The organism is Niallia circulans (genome assembly GCF_003726095.1).
Lineage (GTDB): Bacteria > Bacillota > Bacilli > Bacillales > Cytobacillaceae > Niallia > Niallia circulans_A.
Genome location: NZ_CP026031.1, coordinates 2,534,951 through 2,555,523 on the forward strand (window position 1 = coordinate 2,534,951; position 20,573 = coordinate 2,555,523).

The 20,573-nt window shown below is 33.5% G+C and carries 27 protein-coding genes; 21 read left to right on the forward strand and 6 right to left on the reverse strand.

The window, feature by feature from the left end; translation table 11 throughout:
* The first annotated feature begins 12 nt into the window (after window positions 1-12).
* The 5 genes from C2I06_RS12360 to C2I06_RS12380 all read left to right on the forward strand — a co-directional run bounded on the left by C2I06_RS12360 (window position 13) and on the right by C2I06_RS12380 (window position 4,851).
* Window positions 13-1,026 (forward strand): methionine ABC transporter ATP-binding protein, encoded by a 1,014-nt coding sequence (locus C2I06_RS12360; RefSeq protein WP_095330570.1) that lies wholly within the window; start codon window positions 13-15, stop codon window positions 1,024-1,026.
* Window positions 1,016-1,693: a methionine ABC transporter permease gene (locus C2I06_RS12365; RefSeq protein WP_061799039.1), complete on the forward strand. Its 678-nt coding sequence runs from the start codon at window positions 1,016-1,018 to the stop codon at window positions 1,691-1,693. Before C2I06_RS12360 ends, C2I06_RS12365 begins: the two co-directional genes overlap by 11 nt.
* Before the next feature lie 32 nt (window positions 1,694-1,725).
* Window positions 1,726-2,547 carry a MetQ/NlpA family ABC transporter substrate-binding protein gene (locus tag C2I06_RS12370; RefSeq protein ID WP_095330568.1) on the forward strand — a complete coding sequence of 274 codons (822 nt, stop codon included), beginning with the start codon at window positions 1,726-1,728 and terminating at the stop codon, window positions 2,545-2,547.
* Between the two features lie 266 nt (window positions 2,548-2,813).
* Window positions 2,814-3,359, forward strand: coding sequence for a polymer-forming cytoskeletal protein (locus tag C2I06_RS12375; protein WP_095330566.1), 546 nt, complete (start codon window positions 2,814-2,816; stop codon window positions 3,357-3,359).
* Between the two features lie 217 nt (window positions 3,360-3,576).
* Entirely contained in the window at window positions 3,577-4,851 is a 1,275-nt protein-coding gene (locus C2I06_RS12380; RefSeq protein ID WP_095330565.1) for an Nramp family divalent metal transporter, read from the forward strand.
* 150 nt (window positions 4,852-5,001) lie between these two features.
* Here the strand turns inward: C2I06_RS12380 and C2I06_RS12385 are convergent, their stop codons facing one another.
* On the reverse strand, window positions 5,002-5,517 hold the full coding sequence (locus tag C2I06_RS12385) for a superoxide dismutase family protein (protein ID WP_095330563.1): 516 nt from the start codon (window positions 5,515-5,517) through the stop codon (window positions 5,002-5,004).
* A gap of 128 nt (window positions 5,518-5,645) precedes the next feature.
* Between C2I06_RS12385 and kapB the strand changes: the two genes are divergently transcribed.
* Window positions 5,646-6,035, forward strand: a complete 390-nt coding sequence (kapB, locus tag C2I06_RS12390; RefSeq protein WP_047942213.1) for a kinase-associated lipoprotein KapB — start codon at window positions 5,646-5,648, stop codon at window positions 6,033-6,035.
* Window positions 6,036-6,078: 43 nt separating this feature from the next.
* On the opposite strand, the gene kapD is transcribed toward kapB, so the two are convergent.
* Window positions 6,079-6,696, reverse strand: coding sequence for a 3'-5' exonuclease KapD (kapD, locus tag C2I06_RS12395; protein ID WP_047942214.1), 618 nt, complete (start codon window positions 6,694-6,696; stop codon window positions 6,079-6,081).
* A gap of 381 nt (window positions 6,697-7,077) precedes the next feature.
* Window positions 7,078-7,284 carry a hypothetical protein gene (locus tag C2I06_RS12400; RefSeq protein WP_123258120.1) on the reverse strand — a complete coding sequence of 69 codons (207 nt, stop codon included), beginning with the start codon at window positions 7,282-7,284 and terminating at the stop codon, window positions 7,078-7,080.
* 226 nt (window positions 7,285-7,510) lie between these two features.
* Between C2I06_RS12400 and C2I06_RS12405 the strand changes: the two genes are divergently transcribed.
* The 9 genes from C2I06_RS12405 (at window position 7,511) to C2I06_RS12445 (ending at window position 14,062) form a co-directional block, all read left to right on the forward strand.
* On the forward strand, window positions 7,511-9,901 hold the full coding sequence (locus C2I06_RS12405; protein WP_123258121.1) for a Na+/H+ antiporter subunit A: 2,391 nt from the start codon (window positions 7,511-7,513) through the stop codon (window positions 9,899-9,901).
* Window positions 9,888-10,313: a Na(+)/H(+) antiporter subunit B gene (locus C2I06_RS12410; RefSeq protein WP_123258122.1), complete on the forward strand. Its 426-nt coding sequence runs from the start codon at window positions 9,888-9,890 to the stop codon at window positions 10,311-10,313. The genes C2I06_RS12405 and C2I06_RS12410 overlap by 14 nt, the downstream gene beginning before the upstream one ends.
* Entirely contained in the window at window positions 10,313-10,651 is a 339-nt protein-coding gene (locus C2I06_RS12415) for a Na(+)/H(+) antiporter subunit C (RefSeq protein ID WP_047942219.1), read from the forward strand. The genes C2I06_RS12410 and C2I06_RS12415 overlap by 1 nt, the downstream gene beginning before the upstream one ends.
* Window positions 10,644-12,116 (forward strand): Na+/H+ antiporter subunit D, encoded by a 1,473-nt coding sequence (locus C2I06_RS12420; protein ID WP_095330555.1) that lies wholly within the window; start codon window positions 10,644-10,646, stop codon window positions 12,114-12,116. Before C2I06_RS12415 ends, C2I06_RS12420 begins: the two co-directional genes overlap by 8 nt.
* Window positions 12,117-12,121: 5 nt before the next feature.
* The gene (locus C2I06_RS12425; RefSeq protein ID WP_123258123.1) at window positions 12,122-12,598 is read left to right on the forward strand and encodes a Na+/H+ antiporter subunit E; all 477 of its coding nucleotides are present in this window, start codon (window positions 12,122-12,124) and stop codon (window positions 12,596-12,598) included.
* Entirely contained in the window at window positions 12,598-12,885 is a 288-nt protein-coding gene (locus C2I06_RS12430) for a Na(+)/H(+) antiporter subunit F1 (RefSeq protein WP_095330551.1), read from the forward strand. Before C2I06_RS12425 ends, C2I06_RS12430 begins: the two co-directional genes overlap by 1 nt.
* Entirely contained in the window at window positions 12,866-13,228 is a 363-nt protein-coding gene (mnhG, locus tag C2I06_RS12435; RefSeq protein ID WP_095330550.1) for a monovalent cation/H(+) antiporter subunit G, read from the forward strand. The genes C2I06_RS12430 and mnhG overlap by 20 nt, the downstream gene beginning before the upstream one ends.
* A gap of 109 nt (window positions 13,229-13,337) precedes the next feature.
* Complete coding sequence (locus C2I06_RS12440; protein WP_095330548.1) at window positions 13,338-13,520, forward strand: asparagine synthase; 183 nt, start codon at window positions 13,338-13,340, stop codon at window positions 13,518-13,520.
* A gap of 161 nt (window positions 13,521-13,681) precedes the next feature.
* Window positions 13,682-14,062: a YuzC family spore coat inner layer protein gene (locus tag C2I06_RS12445; RefSeq protein ID WP_095330546.1), complete on the forward strand. Its 381-nt coding sequence runs from the start codon at window positions 13,682-13,684 to the stop codon at window positions 14,060-14,062.
* Between the two features lie 194 nt (window positions 14,063-14,256).
* Here the strand turns inward: C2I06_RS12445 and C2I06_RS12450 are convergent, their stop codons facing one another.
* Together C2I06_RS12450 and C2I06_RS12455 are read right to left on the reverse strand one after the other, a co-directional pair.
* On the reverse strand, window positions 14,257-14,466 hold the full coding sequence (locus C2I06_RS12450; RefSeq protein WP_095330544.1) for a hypothetical protein: 210 nt from the start codon (window positions 14,464-14,466) through the stop codon (window positions 14,257-14,259).
* Window positions 14,467-14,555: 89 nt separating this feature from the next.
* Window positions 14,556-14,777, reverse strand: coding sequence for a LexA family protein (locus tag C2I06_RS12455; RefSeq protein WP_095330542.1), 222 nt, complete (start codon window positions 14,775-14,777; stop codon window positions 14,556-14,558).
* Between the two features lie 557 nt (window positions 14,778-15,334).
* Here C2I06_RS12455 and C2I06_RS12460 point away from each other — a divergent pair.
* From C2I06_RS12460 to C2I06_RS12475, 4 genes are all read left to right on the forward strand, one after another.
* Window positions 15,335-15,478, forward strand: a complete 144-nt coding sequence (locus tag C2I06_RS12460; RefSeq protein WP_095330540.1) for a CopG family transcriptional regulator — start codon at window positions 15,335-15,337, stop codon at window positions 15,476-15,478.
* A gap of 739 nt (window positions 15,479-16,217) precedes the next feature.
* The gene (locus C2I06_RS12465; RefSeq protein WP_123258124.1) at window positions 16,218-16,808 is read left to right on the forward strand and encodes a DUF5710 domain-containing protein; all 591 of its coding nucleotides are present in this window, start codon (window positions 16,218-16,220) and stop codon (window positions 16,806-16,808) included.
* Between the two features lie 343 nt (window positions 16,809-17,151).
* Window positions 17,152-17,925 carry a polymorphic toxin type 44 domain-containing protein gene (locus tag C2I06_RS12470; RefSeq protein ID WP_095330536.1) on the forward strand — a complete coding sequence of 258 codons (774 nt, stop codon included), beginning with the start codon at window positions 17,152-17,154 and terminating at the stop codon, window positions 17,923-17,925.
* A gap of 111 nt (window positions 17,926-18,036) precedes the next feature.
* Complete coding sequence (locus C2I06_RS12475; protein WP_123258125.1) at window positions 18,037-18,543, forward strand: DUF5412 family protein; 507 nt, start codon at window positions 18,037-18,039, stop codon at window positions 18,541-18,543.
* 13 nt (window positions 18,544-18,556) lie between these two features.
* Here C2I06_RS12475 and tnpA read toward each other — a convergent pair whose 3' ends face one another.
* Window positions 18,557-18,802: an IS66 family insertion sequence element accessory protein TnpA gene (tnpA, locus tag C2I06_RS12480; RefSeq protein WP_095330533.1), complete on the reverse strand. Its 246-nt coding sequence runs from the start codon at window positions 18,800-18,802 to the stop codon at window positions 18,557-18,559.
* Between the two features lie 439 nt (window positions 18,803-19,241).
* On the opposite strand from tnpA, the gene C2I06_RS12485 reads away from it, so the two are divergent.
* Together C2I06_RS12485 and C2I06_RS12490 are read left to right on the forward strand one after the other, a co-directional pair.
* Window positions 19,242-20,009, forward strand: coding sequence for a glucose 1-dehydrogenase (locus C2I06_RS12485; protein ID WP_095330531.1), 768 nt, complete (start codon window positions 19,242-19,244; stop codon window positions 20,007-20,009).
* Window positions 20,010-20,074: 65 nt separating this feature from the next.
* Entirely contained in the window at window positions 20,075-20,572 is a 498-nt protein-coding gene (locus C2I06_RS12490; RefSeq protein ID WP_095330529.1) for a hypothetical protein, read from the forward strand.
* The last annotated feature ends 1 nt before the right edge of the window (window position 20,573 follow it).

A 20,573-nucleotide genomic window follows, 5' to 3' on the forward strand; every position in this document is an offset into this window, starting at 1 on the left:
TAGTATTTTCTAATGATACAAGTAAATGATTTGGTCAAAATATATAAAACAAAAAAAGAACAAGTTATTGGTGTTGACCATGTTTCTTTATCAATTAAAAAAGGCGAAATATTTGGAATTGTCGGCTATAGCGGAGCTGGTAAAAGCTCTCTGCTTCGCTGTCTAAATTTATTAGAAAAGCCCACCAGTGGAGAAATTATCATCGATAATATTTCTTTAACAAAGTTAAATCAAAAGCAATTAAGAGCCGCTCGCTTAAAAATCGGCATGATTTTTCAACATTTTTACCTTGTTAGTAGTAAAACGGTATATGAAAATATTGCTTTTGCTCTTAAAGCAGCTAATTTACCTTCTAAGAAAATACATAAACGGGTATTAGAGTTGCTTGATATGGTGGGGCTGGCAGATAAGAAAGATGTCTTTCCTGCCCAATTAAGTGGAGGACAAAAGCAAAGAGTGGGAATCGCTAGAGCCCTTGCAAATAATCCAACCGTGCTTCTTTGTGATGAAGCAACGTCTGCACTTGATCCAACTACAACAAAATCCATTCTTGCGTTATTAAAAAAAATTAATAAGGAACTTGGTTTAACCATCGTTCTAATCACCCATGAAATGGAGGTTGTAAAAGATATTTGTGATCGAATGGCTGTCATGGAAGCAGGGAAGGTAGTGGAAGAAGGTTCAGTTTACGATATGTTTGCAAACCCAAAACAGGAGCTTACTAAAAACTTTGTAAATAGCATTCTTCAATTTGAATTACCTAACCACCTATTAGAAGAAAGAAAAGGGAAAATCATTAAGGTTACCTTTCAAGGTGCCATCGCGGAAGAGGGAATTATCTCGGACGCCTTTCAGCACTATCAGGTGAAGGGAAATATACTTCATGGAAAAATCGAATATATTCAAAATAATCCCCTTGGTATTTTTATCATGGAATTAACAGGGGAAGAAAATGAAATTGTAAAAGCGATACAGTATATTAAAGATCGCACCCAAAATGTGGAGGTGATATATCATGCCTCTTAGTCTGGATTGGAATTATTTGATCGAGTTACTTCCTGACTTAAATTCAGCGTTTTTTGAAACCTTATATATGGTTGGCATTTCTATTGTTGTGGCTATTATTGTGGGTTTACCGATCGGAATCCTCTTATTTGTAACAGATAAAGGATTGTTTCTCGAAAACACACTATTAAAAAACACGGTAGGCTTTGTTGTAAACATGGTGCGGTCTATCCCTTTCATTATCTTACTAATCGCCCTTTTACCATTGGCAAAATGGATTACTAACACAACGATTGGTCCTACTGCTGCTTCTGTTTCCCTATCTGTTGCTGCGATTCCTTTTTTTGCGAGAATAGTGGAACAAGCATTTCGCGAAATTGATAAAGGAGTTATTGAAGCTTCTGTCGCTATCGGTGCATCCCCATGGATGATTATCTGGCAAGTCTTGATACCAGAAGCAAGACCTGGAATTATTCAAGGAATCACTATTACCATTATCAATTTAATTGCCTATTCTGCTATGGCTGGAATAGTCGGCGGCGGCGGTGTAGGTGATCTTGCCATTCAATATGGCTATTATCGCTATGATAATACTGTCATGATTACGACTGTCGTTGTTCTCATTTGCTTGGTTCAAATCATTCAATTCTTTGGGGATAAAATATCCAAGACATTGGATAAGCGTTAATAATCACTTTAAGTTAATAGGAGGAAAAGACAATGAAAAAAATACTTATAGGAATTCTATTATTATTATCATTTACTGTACTTAGTGCTTGCGGACAAGACAAAAACAATGCAGATACAGGAGAGAAAAAGGAAATTAATATTGGTGCAACTTCTGGTCCCTATGCAGACATGGTTAAAAAGGCTATTAAACCTATTTTGGAAGAGAAAGGCTATAAAGTAGAAGTTACAGAGTTTACAGATTATGTGCAGCCAAATAAAGCACTAGCCGACGGTAGTATTGATGCGAATCTATTCCAACATAAAATTTATATGGAATCTTTTGCTCAACAAAATAACATAAAGTTATCTGAACTAATTTCTGTTCCAACTGCACCAATGGGTATTTATTCCAATAAATTTAAAAGTTTAGAAGAAATTGCAGATGGATCAACAATTGCTATCCCTAACGATCCGACCAATGCGGCGCGTGCTTTCTTAATTTTAGAAGAAGCAGGTTTAATTGAAATTGATCAAGCTGCCGATCCACTTACTGTATCTGAAAAAAATGTGACAAAGAATATAAAAAATCTAAAATTTGAAACAATTGAAGCGGCTCAATTACCTCGTGCAGTTGACAGTGTAGATTTATCCGCTGTACCAGGCAACTTCGCCCTAGCAGCAAAAATGAACTTATTAGACGCACTAAAACTAGAAAATATGCTTGATCAATATCGTAACCGTGTTGTTGTTAATACGAAAGATATCGACGCTCCTTTCGCTAAAGATATAAAAGCTGCTGTTGAGTCAGCAGAATTCGAAAAAGTAATTGATAAGGAATTCAAAGGCTTCGGTAAACCAGAGTGGATGAATTAAGAAACTGATTTTGCAGTTAGCGAGGTTTGTTGGGAATTTCCCCCCAACAAACCTCGCTCTTTTTTTATGCAAAACGAGTAACTAATGGAAGAAAAGGTCCTTTGTTAATTTTCTGATTATTAAAATAAAGTCACATATTCACCATATTTCTTTCACAAATTAGTCACACCTCTCCCCTCTACAACAGTGAACTGTGTGTTAATATAATGTTGTATTGTGAATCCATTCACAATACAACATAAAGAAGATTATAGGGGGAACTGATCATGAAAATTACACCAAAAGTTTTACTAGCTTCCATCTTAGCAGGAGCACTTTTAACTGCTTGTGGAAATACAGACACAGAACCAAAGAAAGAAGAGAAAAAAGCAGAGCAATCAGCTGATGTAGTAACAACGGCTTCCATCGTAAATGAAGCAGATCCACTAGTGAAAGCATTAAGTGCTGATGGAACTTGGATTGTTGCAACACTTCAAGATTTAAAAGTAGACAGTGATATCTTAGTAGCTGGTGAATTCCACGATAAAAATGATGCTGCTAATCCAATCTATCGTAAACTTGCTCTTTATACACAAGATGAAGACCATAATATTATTGATTCCTTCACTTTAACAGCTCCTAAAATGACTGTCCAAAGTGAAAATTTCAAAATCCAAGGTGGTACATTTGTTGGTGATGTTTATGTAGAAGCTAATGGGTTTACTGTTGATGCTACTGCAAAAGTTGACGGTAATGTTTATTACAAAAGTGATGCATTTAAATCTTCTGCTGTAATAGATGGCGAAGTAACTGGTGCACAAGAAGTAAAATAATAGCTTATAATACCTAGCTGGTGACTCAGCTAGGTATTTTTATATACTTTCTTCTACACTCCCATTCTTCCTCAACTAATGCTCTAATCAAATTGACAAAATTCCCTATAAATTAATTAACACAAATAGATTGACAATTTTCTAATTTAGGAATATCTTTTATATAAAAGTTGCATTAACGAAACTTTTTAAACCAAAGCAAAATTAGGTGAGAAAAATGGACAGAAATCGATCTTTAGAAAAAAATCATTCTAAATCAGCAAAAAGTGTGTTTAGCGAGGAAGTTAAAGGCTGGAAAAGAATCCTTCCTTTTTTAGGACCAGCATTCATTGCGGCAATTGCCTACATTGATCCAGGAAACTTCGCAACAAATATTGCTGCTGGATCAAAATATGGGTACTTATTATTATGGGTTATTCTTTTTTCAAATATAATGGCGTTAATTATTCAATCCTTATCAGCAAAATTAGGTATTGCTACTGGTAAAAATTTAGCAGAGGTAGCTCGAGAGGAATTTCCCAAGCCTGTGTCTATCGGTTTGTGGATACAAGGTGAGCTTGTCATTATGGCAACAGATTTAGCAGAGTTTATTGGTGCAGCACTTGGTATTTATCTTCTTTTTGGTATTCCTTTACTGGAAGCTAGTCTGATTGCTGCTGTTGGATCTTTTGCCATTCTTGAATTACAAAGACGGGGATACCGTTCTCTAGAAGCAGGAATTACTGGGATGCTTTTTATTGTTGTCCTTTCTTTTATTGTACAAATGTTCTTTGCGAAGCCAGATGTTCCATCTTTATTACACGGGTTATTCACTCCACAATTTGATGGATTAGATAGCGTAATTTTAGCTGCTGGTATCCTTGGAGCTACAGTAATGCCACATGCAATTTACTTACACTCTGCATTAACACAAAATAGAATTGTTGGGGAAACGGATAAAGAAAAAAAGCAAATTTTCCGCTTTGAATTTATCGATATCCTTATTGCCATGTTGATTGCAGGATTTATTAATGGAGCAATGCTTATCGTCTCTAGTGCATTATTCCATAAAAATGGATTATTTGTGGAAGATTTAGATGTAGCTTTTAACTATTTCGGACAGTTAGTAAATCCAATTTCAGCTACTTTATTTGGCCTAGGTTTATTAATTGCTGGATTATCCAGTTCATCTGTTGGAACGATGTCTGGAGATGTGATTATGCAGGGATTTATTCATTTTCGCATTCCATTATACGTAAGAAGATTTATTACAATGGTGCCCCCTATTGCTGTCATTGCATTAGGTATTAATCCAACAACTGCACTAGTAATAAGTCAAGTAATCTTATCATTTGGAATTGGTTTTGCTCTTATTCCATTAATAATGTTTACTAGTTCAAAACGTATTATGGGAAACCTGGTCAATACAAAATGGATTACAGTTATTTCTTGGGTTATGGCTATTTTAATTGTCGCTTTGAATATTTTTATTCTCGTACAAACATTTCAGTAAGACAAGGCGACTAAGATTCTTTTTCGTAAAAAAATAAACATTCAATCTCAAAAATCCCAGAACAATTTTTCGTTTTGTTCCAGCACCTGAAAAATGAATCAATGAAAAAAAAAACAGGAGACTCCAAAAGTCGCCTGTTTTTTTCTAGTATTATTTCTTTTTAATCGGTCCACATGCGATTCTTTCGCCTGAATCCCCTGCAGGTTGAGTCATTCCGTCATCTTGTTGTTCGGTAATAACGATTGAAGTCCCTTTTTTGCTGAATAATGAATTTTTTCCATCTCTAAGGGTTACTTGTGGTGCCATTAGCTCAGCTTTTGCAGTTCCATCTTCCTTTACCAAGATATTAGGTAAATCACCCGCATGGGCACCTTCTGGGTGAAGTAAACCATGTTCTTTATTATCTGGATTAAAGTGATTGCCTGCCGATTGAAAATCTGGAGCATCACATTTATTTGTTTCATGTATATGAATACCATGGATTCCTGGAGTTAGACCTTTTAAGTTTAAAGATAATTTTACTCCGTCAGCCTGCTCCTGCAATTTAATTGTTCCTAAAGAGTCTCCCACATCATTAAACATTTCTACCTCTGCTTTTGTCACTTCCCCCTCCGCACAGCCGGTTAGGAAAATGGTTATCAGCACTAATAAACTCAGTTTTTTCATCTTTTTTCCTCCATGGACGGTTTGGTATTAATATTTGAAAAAAGACTCCTTATTATGCAGTTATTCTCGTTTATCAAACTATAGCCTTTATGATACTATAAAAGGAAAGAAAATCTGGAGGGATTAGATTGTCAGAACTAGCTATCGGTTCCATCGTCACCGCCTTTTATAAAACTGGAAAATACATCGGGGAAATTACAGAGATTCGTCCTCAAAGTTATTTAGTACGGGTTCTTGCGGTCTTAAAGCATCCGATGCAAGGAGATTTGCATCAGCCAAAAGAGGCCATAGTTGATATTTTCCATGAAAGAAAAGCCCTTTCTTACCGAGAACAGATGAATGCTCCAAAGAAAATGGTCAAGCTATATAAAGAAGACTCCATTCCTTCTTATAATGATTCTCTACAAACTGCTATCGAAAAAATGCGTAAAGAGCTTCAAGAAGATGATTCTGCTTTCGCTATTCAAAGTTTAAAAAACTTGGAAATACTTAATGCAGAATACTATAAAATCGTTTAGATGAAAATAACAAAAAAGACGAGGAATGTATTCTTCGTCTTTTTTATGCAAACTTATTAAATAATTTAGACATATCAATTAAGTCTCCAATGGTTGGTTGATTAGATTTCCCCAAGTACTTCTTATCTTGCTCAACGAGTTTAAAAATATGATAAGTGGTTAAGGCATCATCTAAAGCACGATGATGTTTCCCAGTTCCCTCTCTGCCATATTCCCTAACTGCTTTCCATAAGCCTGTTTGGTTTTTATCACCAAAAAACCGCTTATATTCCATCGATAAATCAACTTCTTTACAAGATAGTATAAAGGGAAGTTGTGCTTTATGACAATTATCCTTTAGCACTTTCATATCCATGTTTCCCCATGTAACAATAATATTTTGGTATCCGTTACAAATTGCCTCAAGCTTTTTCATTAGATCGTATAAAGATATCCCGTTATTTACTTGTTCTTGTGAAATATGTAGAAAAGATTTGCATCTCCTTGAAAGGGTTGAAAACTTACGGGGTACTACATATGAAGAAAACTGTTCCCTTATGGTATCACCAACAACGGCTACTATACCAACCTCAATAATTTCTGGATAAAACCCCTTAAACTTACTACTTTTCTCTGGCATGGTGAATTCAAAGTCAATAAATAAATACTGTTGCTTTTCCATTCTTTCACCTTCTTTTTTATCGATATTTCACATGAATCATCCTGTCTAAACCGTTCTTCCTTCTATTCATCTCGATAAGCTAGCTGTTTTATATATATCTATATTATAACAGAATATCACTTAACCTTTTTAATTTTCTGTATTTTATCTTTATTTTTTTTCATTAATTTATCAGATCCATTTATTGATTCTATGCAGAAATGCAACGTAAAAAACTACAGGATGGCTCTCCTTTTTAAATATAGTTTGGGAATACGAAAGACTGCTTCCATTTGGATATTTACGAAATAAACAAGTTTTCCCCTTACACATATTTTTCCTTCTACTGCAGAACATAAAAAAAGAACAACCATTAATAAACGGCTGTCCCTTTTCGCTGCATTATTCTTCTGCGATTATCCTGATATATTCTCTTGGTTGAAAAGGAATCATCGTTTCATCAAAAAAAGGAGAGTTTGTCTCTTCTATGAAAAGAAGTTCCTCCAGTGAATAAAACTCTCTTTTTTGGAAGTTGTCCAATAAAATTCCAACAAAAAGACCTAGAGAAAATAGACATATGGAAATATAGACCTTTGTTTTTAAATGCATGTATATACCACCTCACCATTAGTTTGAGCAAAAAGGTGGGTGTTTTACACAAAAAAATAAAAAAATTTTTCCTATTTTAGACCATGTTTCTACCTATTTAATAGAAAGGTTGATCCTTAACTTAATTTCTTGTTTCCTGTATGCAGAGCGTTTTTTTTTGCGTTATACTTTAACATGTTCAGTCATTTTCAAGCGTTTATTTAGAAAAGATTAAGGAGGGGTTAAATTGTCTATACTTCACTGGGTTGTACTTGCACCATTTTTATACACCCTATTAATACCTATCACATTTAAATTTATGAAAAAAATACATACTGGATGGTTTGTTCTTCCACTTCCTTTGCTATTGTTTATTTATTTTTGCCGAAACATTGGGACAACCTCAAATTTACATACAAAAGTAGAATCAATCCCATGGATTCCATCACTAGGAATTGATTTTGCCGTAAAATTAGACGGTCTCGGCATGCTATTTGCATTATTAATAACTGGAATCGGTTCTCTTGTTATTCTCTATTCCATTTATTATTTGGATAAAAACAAAGAGAAGGTCAATCATTTCTATGTATATCTTCTATTATTCATGGGAGCAATGCTCGGTGTTGTCTTATCTGATAATCTCATTGTGCTTTATATGTTCTGGGAAATTACCAGTATTTCTTCGTTTCTTTTAATAGGTTTTTGGAATAATCGAAGTAACTCGCGATATGGCGCAATCAAATCAATGGTTGTTACCGTATTTGGTGGTCTTTCCTTATTAGCAGGAATTGTTCTACTTTACCTAATGACCGGATCCTTTACTATTTCAGAAATAATTACTTCTGTTCAACAAGATTCTATTATGTCTCATCCATTATTTATTTTAGGGATGATTTGTATCTTACTTGGTGCATTTACAAAATCTGCCCAATTTCCATTCCATATTTGGCTGCCTGATGCAATGGAAGCTCCAACACCTGTCAGCAGTTATTTGCATTCCGCTACAATGGTTAAAGCTGGTATATATCTTGTGGCCCGTTTAAGTCCTGTCTTTGCAGTGTCTGGTTATTGGCTGTGGATTGTATCACTTGTCGGGATTGTTACTCTAATATATGGATCTTTTATGGCAATAAAACAAGTAGACTTAAAAGGTCTTCTAGCATACTCAACAATCAGTCAGCTCGGAATGATTATGTCTTTACTAGGGATTGGAGCTGCTGGTGTCCACTATGACAATGAAAGTGTTTATTACATTGCCACAGCTGCTGCAATCTTCCATCTTGTCAACCATGCAACCTTTAAAGGAAGTTTGTTTATGATGGTTGGAATTGTTGATCATGAAACTGGGACAAGAGATATTCGTCGTTTAGGCGGCCTGATGAAGATTATGCCAATCACATTTGCTATCGCATTAATTGGCTCGCTGTCTATGGCTGGTATCCCGCCATTTAATGGATTTCTGAGCAAAGAGATGTTCTTTGCAAGTATGTTAAATATTCTTGACTTCCAAATGTTTAACCTAGATACGTGGGGAGTTCTATTACCTGTCATTGCATGGGTCGGCAGTATCTTTACATTTGTTTATAGCATGATTCTTGTATTTAAGACTTTCACTGGAAAATACCAACCAGAAAAATTATCGGCTAAACCACATGAAGCACCAATGGGTATGCTTATTTCACCCATTATCTTAGTATCCCTTGTTGTCATATTTGGATTATTTCCTGGGCTTCTAACCAATACCATTCTTTCTCCTGCTATTACATCTATTTATGGCGGAGGCGTTTATGATCTGCATATCTATCACTGGCATGGATTTGAACCTGAGTTATTTATGACGATTGGGGTCATTGTGTTTGGAATAATTCTCTATTTAACTGTAGGAAAATGGTCTGTTATCTATCAAGCCATTCCTGTTATTTGGAATCGAATATATGATTGGTTATTTGGCGAAACAGAAAATGGATTTAACAAGCTGACAAACAGATATATGACAGGTTCCTTGCGTACCTATCTCATTTATATCTTTTCTTTCTTTATTCTAATCCTTTCTTACACTCTATTTATAAAGGATGGCTTTACAATAAACACTTCCCGACTAGCACCAATTGGTGGATATGAAGTCGTGCTGTCGCTTGTTCTGGTGATTTCCACCATCGCTATATTATTCGCTAAATCTCGTTTGACTTCTATTATTCTTTTAGGAGCAGTCGGATATACCGTATCATTATTTTACGTAGTATTTCGCGCACCTGATCTTGCTTTAACACAATTAGTTATTGAAACAGTTTCCGTTGCTTTATTCTTATTGTGTTTTTACCATTTACCTAGAAATGCTAGAAAAAAGGAAAGTATTCCTTTCAAATTATCCAATGCAATCATTTCTGTACTAGTTGGACTCGTAGTGATGATCATTGCGATTGCCTCCTATAGCACGAAACTATTCGATTCCATTTCTCAATTTTATGTGGAGAATACGTATACAAAAGCGGCAGGAGAAAACATGGTAAATGTTATCTTAGTGGATTTCAGGGGTTTTGATACACTTTTTGAAATTACAGTACTAGCTATTGCTGCTATTGGTATTTATTCGATGATCACTTTGAGAATGGGAGGAAAGAAAAATGAAAATAAATAATTTAGTTTTACAAACCATTACAAAAGTCATTGTTTTTTTAATACTCCTCTATGCAGTTGATCTCTTTTTTGCTGGTCACTATACGCCAGGCGGAGGCTTTATCGGTGGATTAATGGCAAGTGGAGCAATAGTTCTATTGCTGATAGCTTATGATTTAAAAGTAGTAAAGAAAATCTTTCCGGTTAATTTTATCTATGTTACTGCAATAGGATTGCTGATAAGCACTTTAACAGGAATGATTGGCGTATTAAATGACAAACCATTTTTAACGCACTTTTTTAATAAACATGCTCACTTGCCTTTATTAGGAGAAACGTCCCTTCACACTGCTGCACTGTTTGATCTTGGGGTTTTCTTAGTAGTAGTAGGAGTTACAATGACCATTATTCAAACGATTGGAGAGGATGACTAATGGAATTCTTAATGGCATTCATTATCGGCATTTTATTTATGTGTGCGACGTATTTAATTCTTTCTAAGAGTCTATTGCGCATTATTATCGGAACTGGCCTTCTTAGCCATGGGGTTCATTTACTAATATTAACGATGGGTGGCTTAAAGAAAGGTGCTGCGCCACTCTTAGGGCAGCATGCTGACAGTTATTCTGACCCGTTACCCCAAGCATTAATATTAACTGCGATTGTTATTAGCTTTGGTGTCACTTCCTTCTTATTAGTACTTGCCTACAGAACTTATCAAGAATTAGGGACTGATAATTTGGAGAAATTGAGAGGGAAAAAGCATGAGTAACTTAATTCTATTTCCAATTTTAATTCCTTTACTCACAGGAATCATTTTGATTTTCTTTTATAAGAAGACCATCTTACAACGGATTATTTCCTTATTGAGCACTAGTGTTTCGATTATAATTGTGCTATTTATGATAGATAAAATCAAAAATGAGGGAATTCAAACAGTAAATTTAAGTAATTGGGATGCTCCGTTTGGGATAACGATTGTAGCAGATATGGTATCAGCACTTCTTGTGTTAACAACAAATATAATCGCCTTTTGTTGTATCCTCTACTCCTTTAAGGGAATCGATAGAGAAAGAGAAAATTACTTTTATTACGCTATGATTCAATTTCTCTTAGTTGGTGTTATTGGTGCGTTTTCAACTGGCGATATCTTTAACTTGTTTGTATTTTTTGAAGTAATGTTAATGGCTTCCTATGTACTACTTGTTCTTGGAAATACAAAAATTCAATTAAGAGAAACAGTAAAATATATTATTGTAAATGTTGTCGCTTCCGCACTCTTCGTTATTGCCGTTGCCTATTTTTATTCTGTTGTTGGAACTTTAAACATGGCGTCTATTTCAGAGCGAATCAGTGAAGTGGGTGGATCAGGCATATTAACGGTCATAGCTGTCCTGTTCTTAATCGTCTTTGGATTAAAAGGGGCTCTCTTCCCGTTATTTTTCTGGCTTCCAGGATCTTATTATGCCGCTCCCATACCGATACTTGCATTATTTGGAGCGTTATTAACAAAAGTTGGAGTTTATTCGATTGCCCGGACGTACTCCCTCTTCTTCTATGAGGATTCTTATGTCTTTACATTATTAGGCATCCTGTCTCTTCTAACCATTATTTTAGGAGCAATTGGAGCAATTGCCTATAATGATGTCAAAAAAATTATTATTTATAATATCGTTACGGCAATTGGTGTTATCTTGTATGGATTCTCTATTTTTAATAGCACTTCCTTAAATGGAGCGATTTTCTACCTTTTACATGACATGATTATTAAAGGAGCGCTGTTTCTATTAATTGGAATCATGATTTATATTACTGGAACTAGCAATTTAAAATATATGAGTGGCTTGATGAAGAAATACCCTTTACTGACTTGGACCTTCTTTCTTGCCGCACTTAGCCTTGCAGGTATTCCGCCATTAAGTGGATTTATTGGTAAATTACTCATTATTCAAGGAGCCTTTGAAGAAAGGAATTATATGGGAAGTTTTATTGTTGTGCTATCGAGTCTCCTCGTATTACTATCTGTTATCAAGATATTTGTTAAAGGTTTTTGGGGAGAGGAATCAGATAATATTACTATAAAGTCTATAAAAACACTTTTACTACCCGGGTGTATACTAGTCCTTCTTTCCTGTCTAATCGGAATTGGCACAGAGATGATCTCACCATATATTTCACTCGCTGTTGAAAGTTTATTGCAACCGGAAAACTATATCCATGCCGTATTAAAGGAGTGATGACAATGGCATTTCAATTATTATTAAATTTTGTAATCAGTTTTATTTGGATGTTTCTGAAAGGCTCCTTCGCTCCAGATACGTTTCTAATCGGGTTTATTATCGGATTGATTCTTATATTTATTACAAGAAGATTTTTCTCCGATAAGTTTTATTTATATCGAGTTGTTTCTATATTTAAACTTTTAGGTATTTTTCTAAGAGAATTAGTACTTTCCAATATCGCTGTGTTAAAAATCATTCTTCGGCCAAGGTTAAAAGTAACGCCGGGTATTTTTGCCCTAGAAACCGATTTAAGGAAAGACTGGGAAATAACGATACTTTGTAATCTTATCACGCTCACACCTGGAACGCTTGTAGTGGATATTTCAGAAGATAATAAAATCCTATATATTCATGCAATGGATATTAGCGATAAAGAGGCCGCTATCAGCAGTATTAAAAATAGCTTTGAAAAAGCCATACAAGAGGTGAGTATTTGATGTTCCAGACCATTATGCATATATCTTTATTTATTGTTTCTATCTCGACGATTTTATTTATTTATCGAGTCGTAAAGGGACCTTCTACTCCCGATAGAGTAGTCGCTCTAGATGCTATCGGAATCAACCTTGTTGCGATTACTGCTATTTTATCAATAGTGTTAAAAACTTCGGCCTTTTTGGAAGTTATTCTTCTCATTGGTATTTTAGCCTTTATTGGTACGGTAGCTTTTTCTAAGTATCTGGAGAAAGGAGTAATAATCGAAAATGACCGAGACAATCATTAGCATTATTATAGCCATTCTTATTCTCTTAGGATCCTTATTAAGTCTAGTTGCAAGCATTGGCGTATTAAGATTACCAGATGTGTATACAAGAAGTCACGCAGCGTCTAAATCCGCAACGCTAGGAGTCATGTTTATCCTTCTTGGTGCTTGTCTCTATTTTTTTCAGTCGGAACAAATTTTTAATTCTCGTTTAATTCTTGCAATCGCCTTTATTTTCTTAACATCTCCAGTTGCGGGACAACTTATTATTCGCTCTGCTTATAACAGAAAAATACCAATGGCAGATGAAACGATAAGAGATGATTTAAAAGAAGCGAGAGACGCTGCTGCGAAAAGCAAATAAAACCATCATTTCCCTGCAGACCCAATGTAATGCAGGATAAGCTTTCAAACAAAAGCAAATAATATTCCTGTCCTGTCATTGGACTAATACAGAACAGGAGTACAATAAAATGAAAAATATACGTGAAGGATTAATCCCTACTGTTCTTGGAACAGCCGTTACAACTGCCGGCATTGCCATGAAGAAAAATCGTAAAGTCGATTCCATGATTTCCAATACAGTCTTTGGATTTGGACTAGCACATGTCGTCTTAGGAACAATTGATCTAATCGAACACCGTAATAAGTTTTAGTATTAAACAAAACATCTTAAAGTTCTGCACACTTTAAAGACTTGATATCCAAACAGGATCTTTTTTCCTTTTGTGATTTCAAGTCTTTTTCTTATTCATAAATTCCCTTGATAAGGAATAGTATATAAGAAATAAGATTATGCATGAAAGGAATGGCTACTATGTACCACGCTCGATATTATCATCGTAAAATCCCTACTTTAGCAGCATTCCACCCATATCTTCATTATCCTCTCTATTTTCGAGAACTCCCAGAAGCGAATCCTTCTAAACTCATCGACTCTGCTAAGGATACCCTATCTTTATTGCCTGATGTAGAAACCTGTTTAAAAAAGTTAGCTAACTCTCCTGACTTTTCCAAAAATCTCATGAATGCCGCTCAATTATCTAAAACGGAAACAGTAGAGCAATTAATTAAGTCAATTGGTGTAAAAGAAACCCCTACAGTAGCCTATACTCCTGATGGGATCACATTAAATTTCGACCATAAAAATAAACCACCCTATTGCTGCTTCTTATCTGTTCAATTGAGATGGCGTTAGCATTTTTAAATTGTTCATAAAAGATTATTTCAGGCGGTATATCATACTGCCTGAAATAATCCGATAAAGAATAAGTGAATTTTATTTTTCTTAAATGCTTTGTGTCAAGATTATAATCCTTGCAAGCATTGCTATATAATGAATTGTACCTTTTTACCAAAAACAGCTATTCTTCCATCCAGCTGATGAATTTTTTAGTAATAAGGATACGGTCCATATGGTCCCGGAGCAAACGGAGCTGGACCAAACGGAACAGGGCCGTATGGGACAGGACCATAAAATGGTCTTGGTCTAACTAAAGCTCCTCCTATTACTCCTCCTAATAAACCACCCACAAAGGGTGCTGCAAACCAGGCTCTTGAATCTTGTTGTGGATATTGATACTGATAAGGGTATCCATACATTCTTCAACATTACCTCCACTCTCATTTTAGACTTATTTCTTTTCTCTATTTTCTATGCGAATGTCCCTCTTTTGGACTGGGCTATCGCCTTATATAGCTAAATTTCTAGAAATAATAGTCCTCATTTTCGAAGGGTTTTTTTTGATAAATTCATGTTTTATTAAATAATTTAAATGTTTGTGTACACTTGAAGGTGCTAATACTCCAATCTGATCCCCTATTTCTTTTTGGGTAGGCGGATAACCATTTGTACAAGAATAATCATAAATGTACCTTAAAATTTCTGTAATGGTATTTTTATCTAAAAACATTAAACTAACTCCATTCTCTACTTATAATAATTGTGTAAAATTGCAAAAAAAATAATTCTATATACCTATGATGTGTGCAAAAATTAAAGCATTAATAAATATATATAAAATTAAACTGTTTCAAGAGTTATATTAATATTAACATAAATTTTTTTTAGAAATAATTGGTTTTAGATAAAATAAAGATGTGAAACTTTTATCTATTTCACTATCTGTTCTCACTGATTTATTATCCATTTATGCGTTGACAATTTTTTTGCTCAATTTTGATTAAACTCTGTTAAGGTATTTTGTTATAGAATTTAAAGAAGGTTATACCATTCTTAATTCCATTTACTATATACTATCCACTACTAAGCTATTTATTAACAAAAAAGAGATTTGGTTGGATTTTGATTTTGCTATTAAACTAAATAGAACTCTTCTTACTACGTTCATAGAATATACCGATTTATAGGATTAATAACAAGAAAAGTAAAAACCGTAACTTTTATACTGATATTTTAAATTATGGTACTCTACAGAAAATATGAAAGGAAAATGTGGGGCGTCCGTCTATGGGAGTTACTAAAAAGGTGTCTATAACCCTTCCTGACGATATATGGGGCAAAATAAAGAGCGATATTAAAGAGAGCGATTTAAAATCTATGTCTGCTTATTTTAGGGAATTAGCTTTGGCTCATTTTAAGGAAGAAACATGATGAGAAAATTAAAAATTTATATGAAAAATGGGGAATTTGTGATAGAGCATGTTAATTCGTTTGGACATAGTACAAAGCGTTTCCTATCAGAAGAAGGCACAATGTAATATAAAAAAGAAAAGTTCTTTATTGACTACAAGAAATTAGATTGCAATTGTACAGTAAGGAGAAATATATTCAGTGAAATATTAAAAATAAAAGAGAACAGCGTATTTGTCCTAAATCCTAAATTGAAACATATAATAGGAAGTATAGAATTTTAAAAAAAGAGAAAAAAATATCGAAAAAATAAATTAAACATTAGTTTAAATAAATAAACGAAAATGCTATTAAAAAATCTTTCTTACTAGTTCAACAAAATAGCCTAATTTACATGGTTATTAGAAGATAAGAAGAAAGTTTTTACTATTATATATATTTAATTTAAACTTGTTAACTAAATTACTAGATTGGTTTATAAAAAATTAAATTGAAAGAAATTATAAGAAAAATTAAATTGAAAGAAATTATAAGAAAAATTAAAATAAGCAGAAGAGATATAACTTGCCTATGTTAATTGTCTTTAACGAATAATACACTAACATATTTTTTTAAGTACTCAATTATAAAAGTTCTTCTAAGTAGATAAGTTTCTCTTTTTTGGTCGAAATTTCAAATTTATTCTTTCTATAATGTGAGCGATCAAATACTTAACTAGCAAGTATAGACTTTCTCTATTAATTAATATGAAGGTGAAGAAATGAATAAAAGAATATACTTAAGTATCCCTTATTCAGAAAAAGAAGAAGTTAAAAGCAATGGAGCAAAGTGGGATCCAAAATTGAAAAGTTGGTATATTCCAGAAGGGGTAAACCTAAATGACTTTCAAAAGTGGTATCTTACTATTAATGATATAAAAGCTAATGAATATTTTATAGCCGAAACTGTTATAGATTGTTGGAAATGCAAAAAGAGGATTCCGGTTTTTTCTATTTTTCTAAATGAATACTATTCCTTAGATACTGAAGATTTAGAAAGAGATTGGGTATGGGATAAAATAGAGCAACCTTCATTTGTATCATATATTAGGTTTATAGACAAACAGGCTGCCAAACACATGGAAAATATTTCTGAAGGTTATGTGAATATGGATTATACGAAGATGATGGGAAATGGGTATTTAATGAATCATTGTCCTTTTTGTGAAATGAAGCAAGGAGATTTTTCATTATTTGAGGATAATCCAGGGGTTGGATTCTGTGTTAGTACTCTAGAACAACTAAATAAAATGAAATTTTATCAAATTAAAGAATCAATTACATTAAGCGGCCAAACATATATGAGTTTTTAAGTAATAAAATAAAGATACGATGTTTTGAAGAAAGTTGCGAAGATAAATAAGGAGTCAATAACATTTTTTAATCAAACTTTATTTCAAGGCTAAAATGGCATTTTAGAAAGAGATTGGACTCTCATTAAATGAGATAAAAAACACATTTCCATATTGAGGAAAGTGACTTTATCTTAAATAAATATATATATTTGAAAAAAATAACAATTTTGGTAGACGCATGACTATATTGGTATTAAAATAGATTTATAGTATTTTCTCACCTCGAATCCCCATCCTTAAACAAGAATGAATATTTGAAACAGGTTCTCTTCTCCAAAAAACAAACTAGGGAGATGAGGATTTGAAAAAAATCGCACTAGCATTAGCATTAATGTTTGGTTTCTTGTTACTATCCACTCCAGCACTAGCCAATAATTCTAATGAAGTAAAAACTATCGAAGAATTGCATAATATGCTTTTGAATAAAGAATTAATAAGTCTAAATGATGATAAAAAACTGATTATCAGTCAAGATGCCAACAACTTAGAGATTGATTCATCGCTATTTGATGATTATAAGAAGAGAATTGAATCAGCAAATTTCGCTGTTGGCGAAGGTATAGCTTGGTACGATGAGAATTTACAAATAACATTTTTACCCGATGAAGAAATTACCGAAAAGGTTTACCAGAATTATCAAATAGAGAAAAGCCTTGGTCTTTCTGGACCAATCTCTACTATGGCTACAGTTCTCGATGTAAAGACTATGATGGACAAAAATTACAGAGCTGTTAATAGTATCAATACTGTTGGTAGAGTAACCATAGCTAGAGCATATTGGGTTGGTAAGGTAAGAGAAGGTGGAGCATGGGATTACAAAGTTGTCAAGGGTTTTTCTCCTTGGTATAAAACTTTCTCAATGGTTTTACCGAACGGAAGTACTGAAACTCATAATAGTAAGTGGTTAGGTAATTACAACTACGGATATACAGGTAGGGTTGTTTTTAACAAAACAGTACTTTTGATTGGCGGAGATTTGGTTGGATTAGGAAAAAATCAGAAACCGGATGATGCTCAAGCGAAAGATGCAATTAGAAGGGGATATGATCACGCTAATTCATTTCAAAAAAAGTAAATTGTAATTTTTAAAATTTACTAAGGAGAAGAGAACCTGTTTGAAATGTTAATTAACATCGTTATTATAAAATCTTTAAGATTAAGATTGAGGAATTGGGAGTGAACTATAATGAATGAAATATTATATTTGGCCTTATTTCTATCATTTTTTATCATATCACTAGTATCTATAATTTTTCTTGTTGTCCTATTTGTAAAAATGGTTAAATGGAAAAAAGGGAAATACCTATTCCCTCGAAAAACATTTTTCTTTACTCTTTCTTTTTTAGTAGTTACTGGCATTCTCTACTACAATCAATATTATAATTTGGATTATCTCCCGTCCGGAGAAATGAATACTAATATTGTATCGCCAAACGGTAAATACTCTATAAAAACTTATCATTTTACCGGTATTTATGGTGAGAATGCAAAAGCAGTCTTGGTTGATTTAAATAAGAATAAGGAAAAAACCATTTACTTTAATCGATTCGATTATGATCCATATGTGGAATGGGTAACGAACGACCAAGTAGTAATCGGTGAGGAGAAGTTAAATATCCATAAAGACACTTACGATTATAGACATGATCCAAACGCTCTTCGAGGGTTAACTCGGCAAAGATTAGAACATTAGAATTGTTATTAATTCATAAAAGAGAAGATGATATGTCTCTAGTTGGTGAAGTTCTAGGTTCCTCAATGATTACTGGAACCCAAGAATTATTTATTTTCTCCGTACTTTGATCTTTAATCTTTTTCTTCCAATATCCAAATTGCTGATAACTTATCCCATTGTCCTCACAACATTTAACTTGGGATTGACCACTAGATTTGTAGTCAGAAATTCTTTGTTCCCGTTTTTTTCGTAGTTCTAAATTATGGATTCTAGTCATGAAAAATCCTCCTCAAATATTTTTGAAGAGATTATTTCAAAATTTATGGTGTATGAACATGTGGGAAGAATATTACGCTTACTATTAAACACACAATGCTAAACATTTTAGCATTGTGTGTTTTTAAATTTCTTAATACTCTTAAAAAAAATCGTAAAAAACCAAACTAACCCTACTAACGTTGCAATTAAAAAAATATATTCATTTGATTTCCTCCTATAATTTATATTCTTTCTTGCGACTATATAGCAGGGTCAATCTTATAATCTAATGTTATCCCCCAGAAATAAGCTTGACCTAATTTTATAAATAAATAAATGCTTTTTTGTTGATAAAAAAGGCAGGATAGGCATAGGTAATTCCATTAATTTATTCACGCTTAGGTCATTGCTTGTCTATACTATATGGAATAGATGTCGCAGGAGGAATGGTAAAGAAAATGAATTCACTTTTTGATTTCACGAATAAGACGGCAATTATCTCAGGGGGGAGTCGAGGGTTAGGAGAACAAATGGCTAAAACACTAGGTGAAGCTGGAGCTAATATTGTCATTTGTTCCAGAAACTTAGAACAGTGTACAAAAACTGCTGCTAAATTACAAGATAAAGGGATAAAGGTATTAGCCCTTCCATGCGATGTATCCAAAAAAGAGGATATAGACCATGTTATTAGTCAAACAATCGCCAAATTCCAAACAATAGATATCTTAATTAATAACAGCGGAACTTCCTGGATGGCACCTTTTCTTGATTATCCCGAAGAGAAATGGGATAAAGTACTGGATGTTAATCTCAAAGGCTCTTTTTTATTTTCACAGGCAGCTGCAAAAAAAATGGTAGAACAAAAAAAGGGAAAAATAATTAATATTTCTTCTGTTACTGCATTTAACGGAACTCCGCCACACTTATTAGATGCAATCGCGTATAACACTAGTAAAGGGGCACTCATTACATTAACCAAAGAATTAGCTATTAAGTTAGCTCGATATAATATCCAAGTAAATGCGATTGCGCCAGGATTTTTCCCTACAAGTATTACGACTAGCTTAGAAGATTATAAAAAACAAATTACTGCTGGAATTCCAGCAAGGCGCTTAGGGGAATTAAGTGATTTAGATGGAATTATTCTGCTCTTGGCTGGAGAATCTTCCAATTATATCACTGGACAAACAATTGCCATTGATGGTGGACTTTCCTCCAGTTTATAAAAAAGTGAGTCTTTAAATAGACTTTAGGATGTTCACTAAAAAAGAAAAGAAAGAGGGATAGGAAAATGGCACACGTTACAATCGATTTTTATGAGTTATTAAAGAAAGGTGGAACATTATTACAATATCAGTTAAATAACCGTATTAAAAAAAGCTTAAATCAAATGTCCATCATTGATTTCACGACTTCAAAAACAAATCCATTAACAAACAAAATAGATCGAATTCAAACCTATACAGAGCAATTAAGTAATTATATGAATCTACCTACTAAAACAGACCTTGCAAATGCAACCCAATTAATTCTTCAATCAGAAGAAAAAATCGATAATCTTGATGATCAGTTATTTGAATTAACGACAATGATGAAAGAAGTCAAACAATTAATAGAACAACTAAACATGAATCCTTCTGATGATTACTCTAATCAATTGACAACTATTATTACTGAACAAGAACAACGTATTTCCACACTTCAAAATGAATTGACACAAGCAAAACAACAATTGGATTCACAAAAAGACGAACTCAGCTTTTCTACTTTTTCCAATCAGGCGATATAAT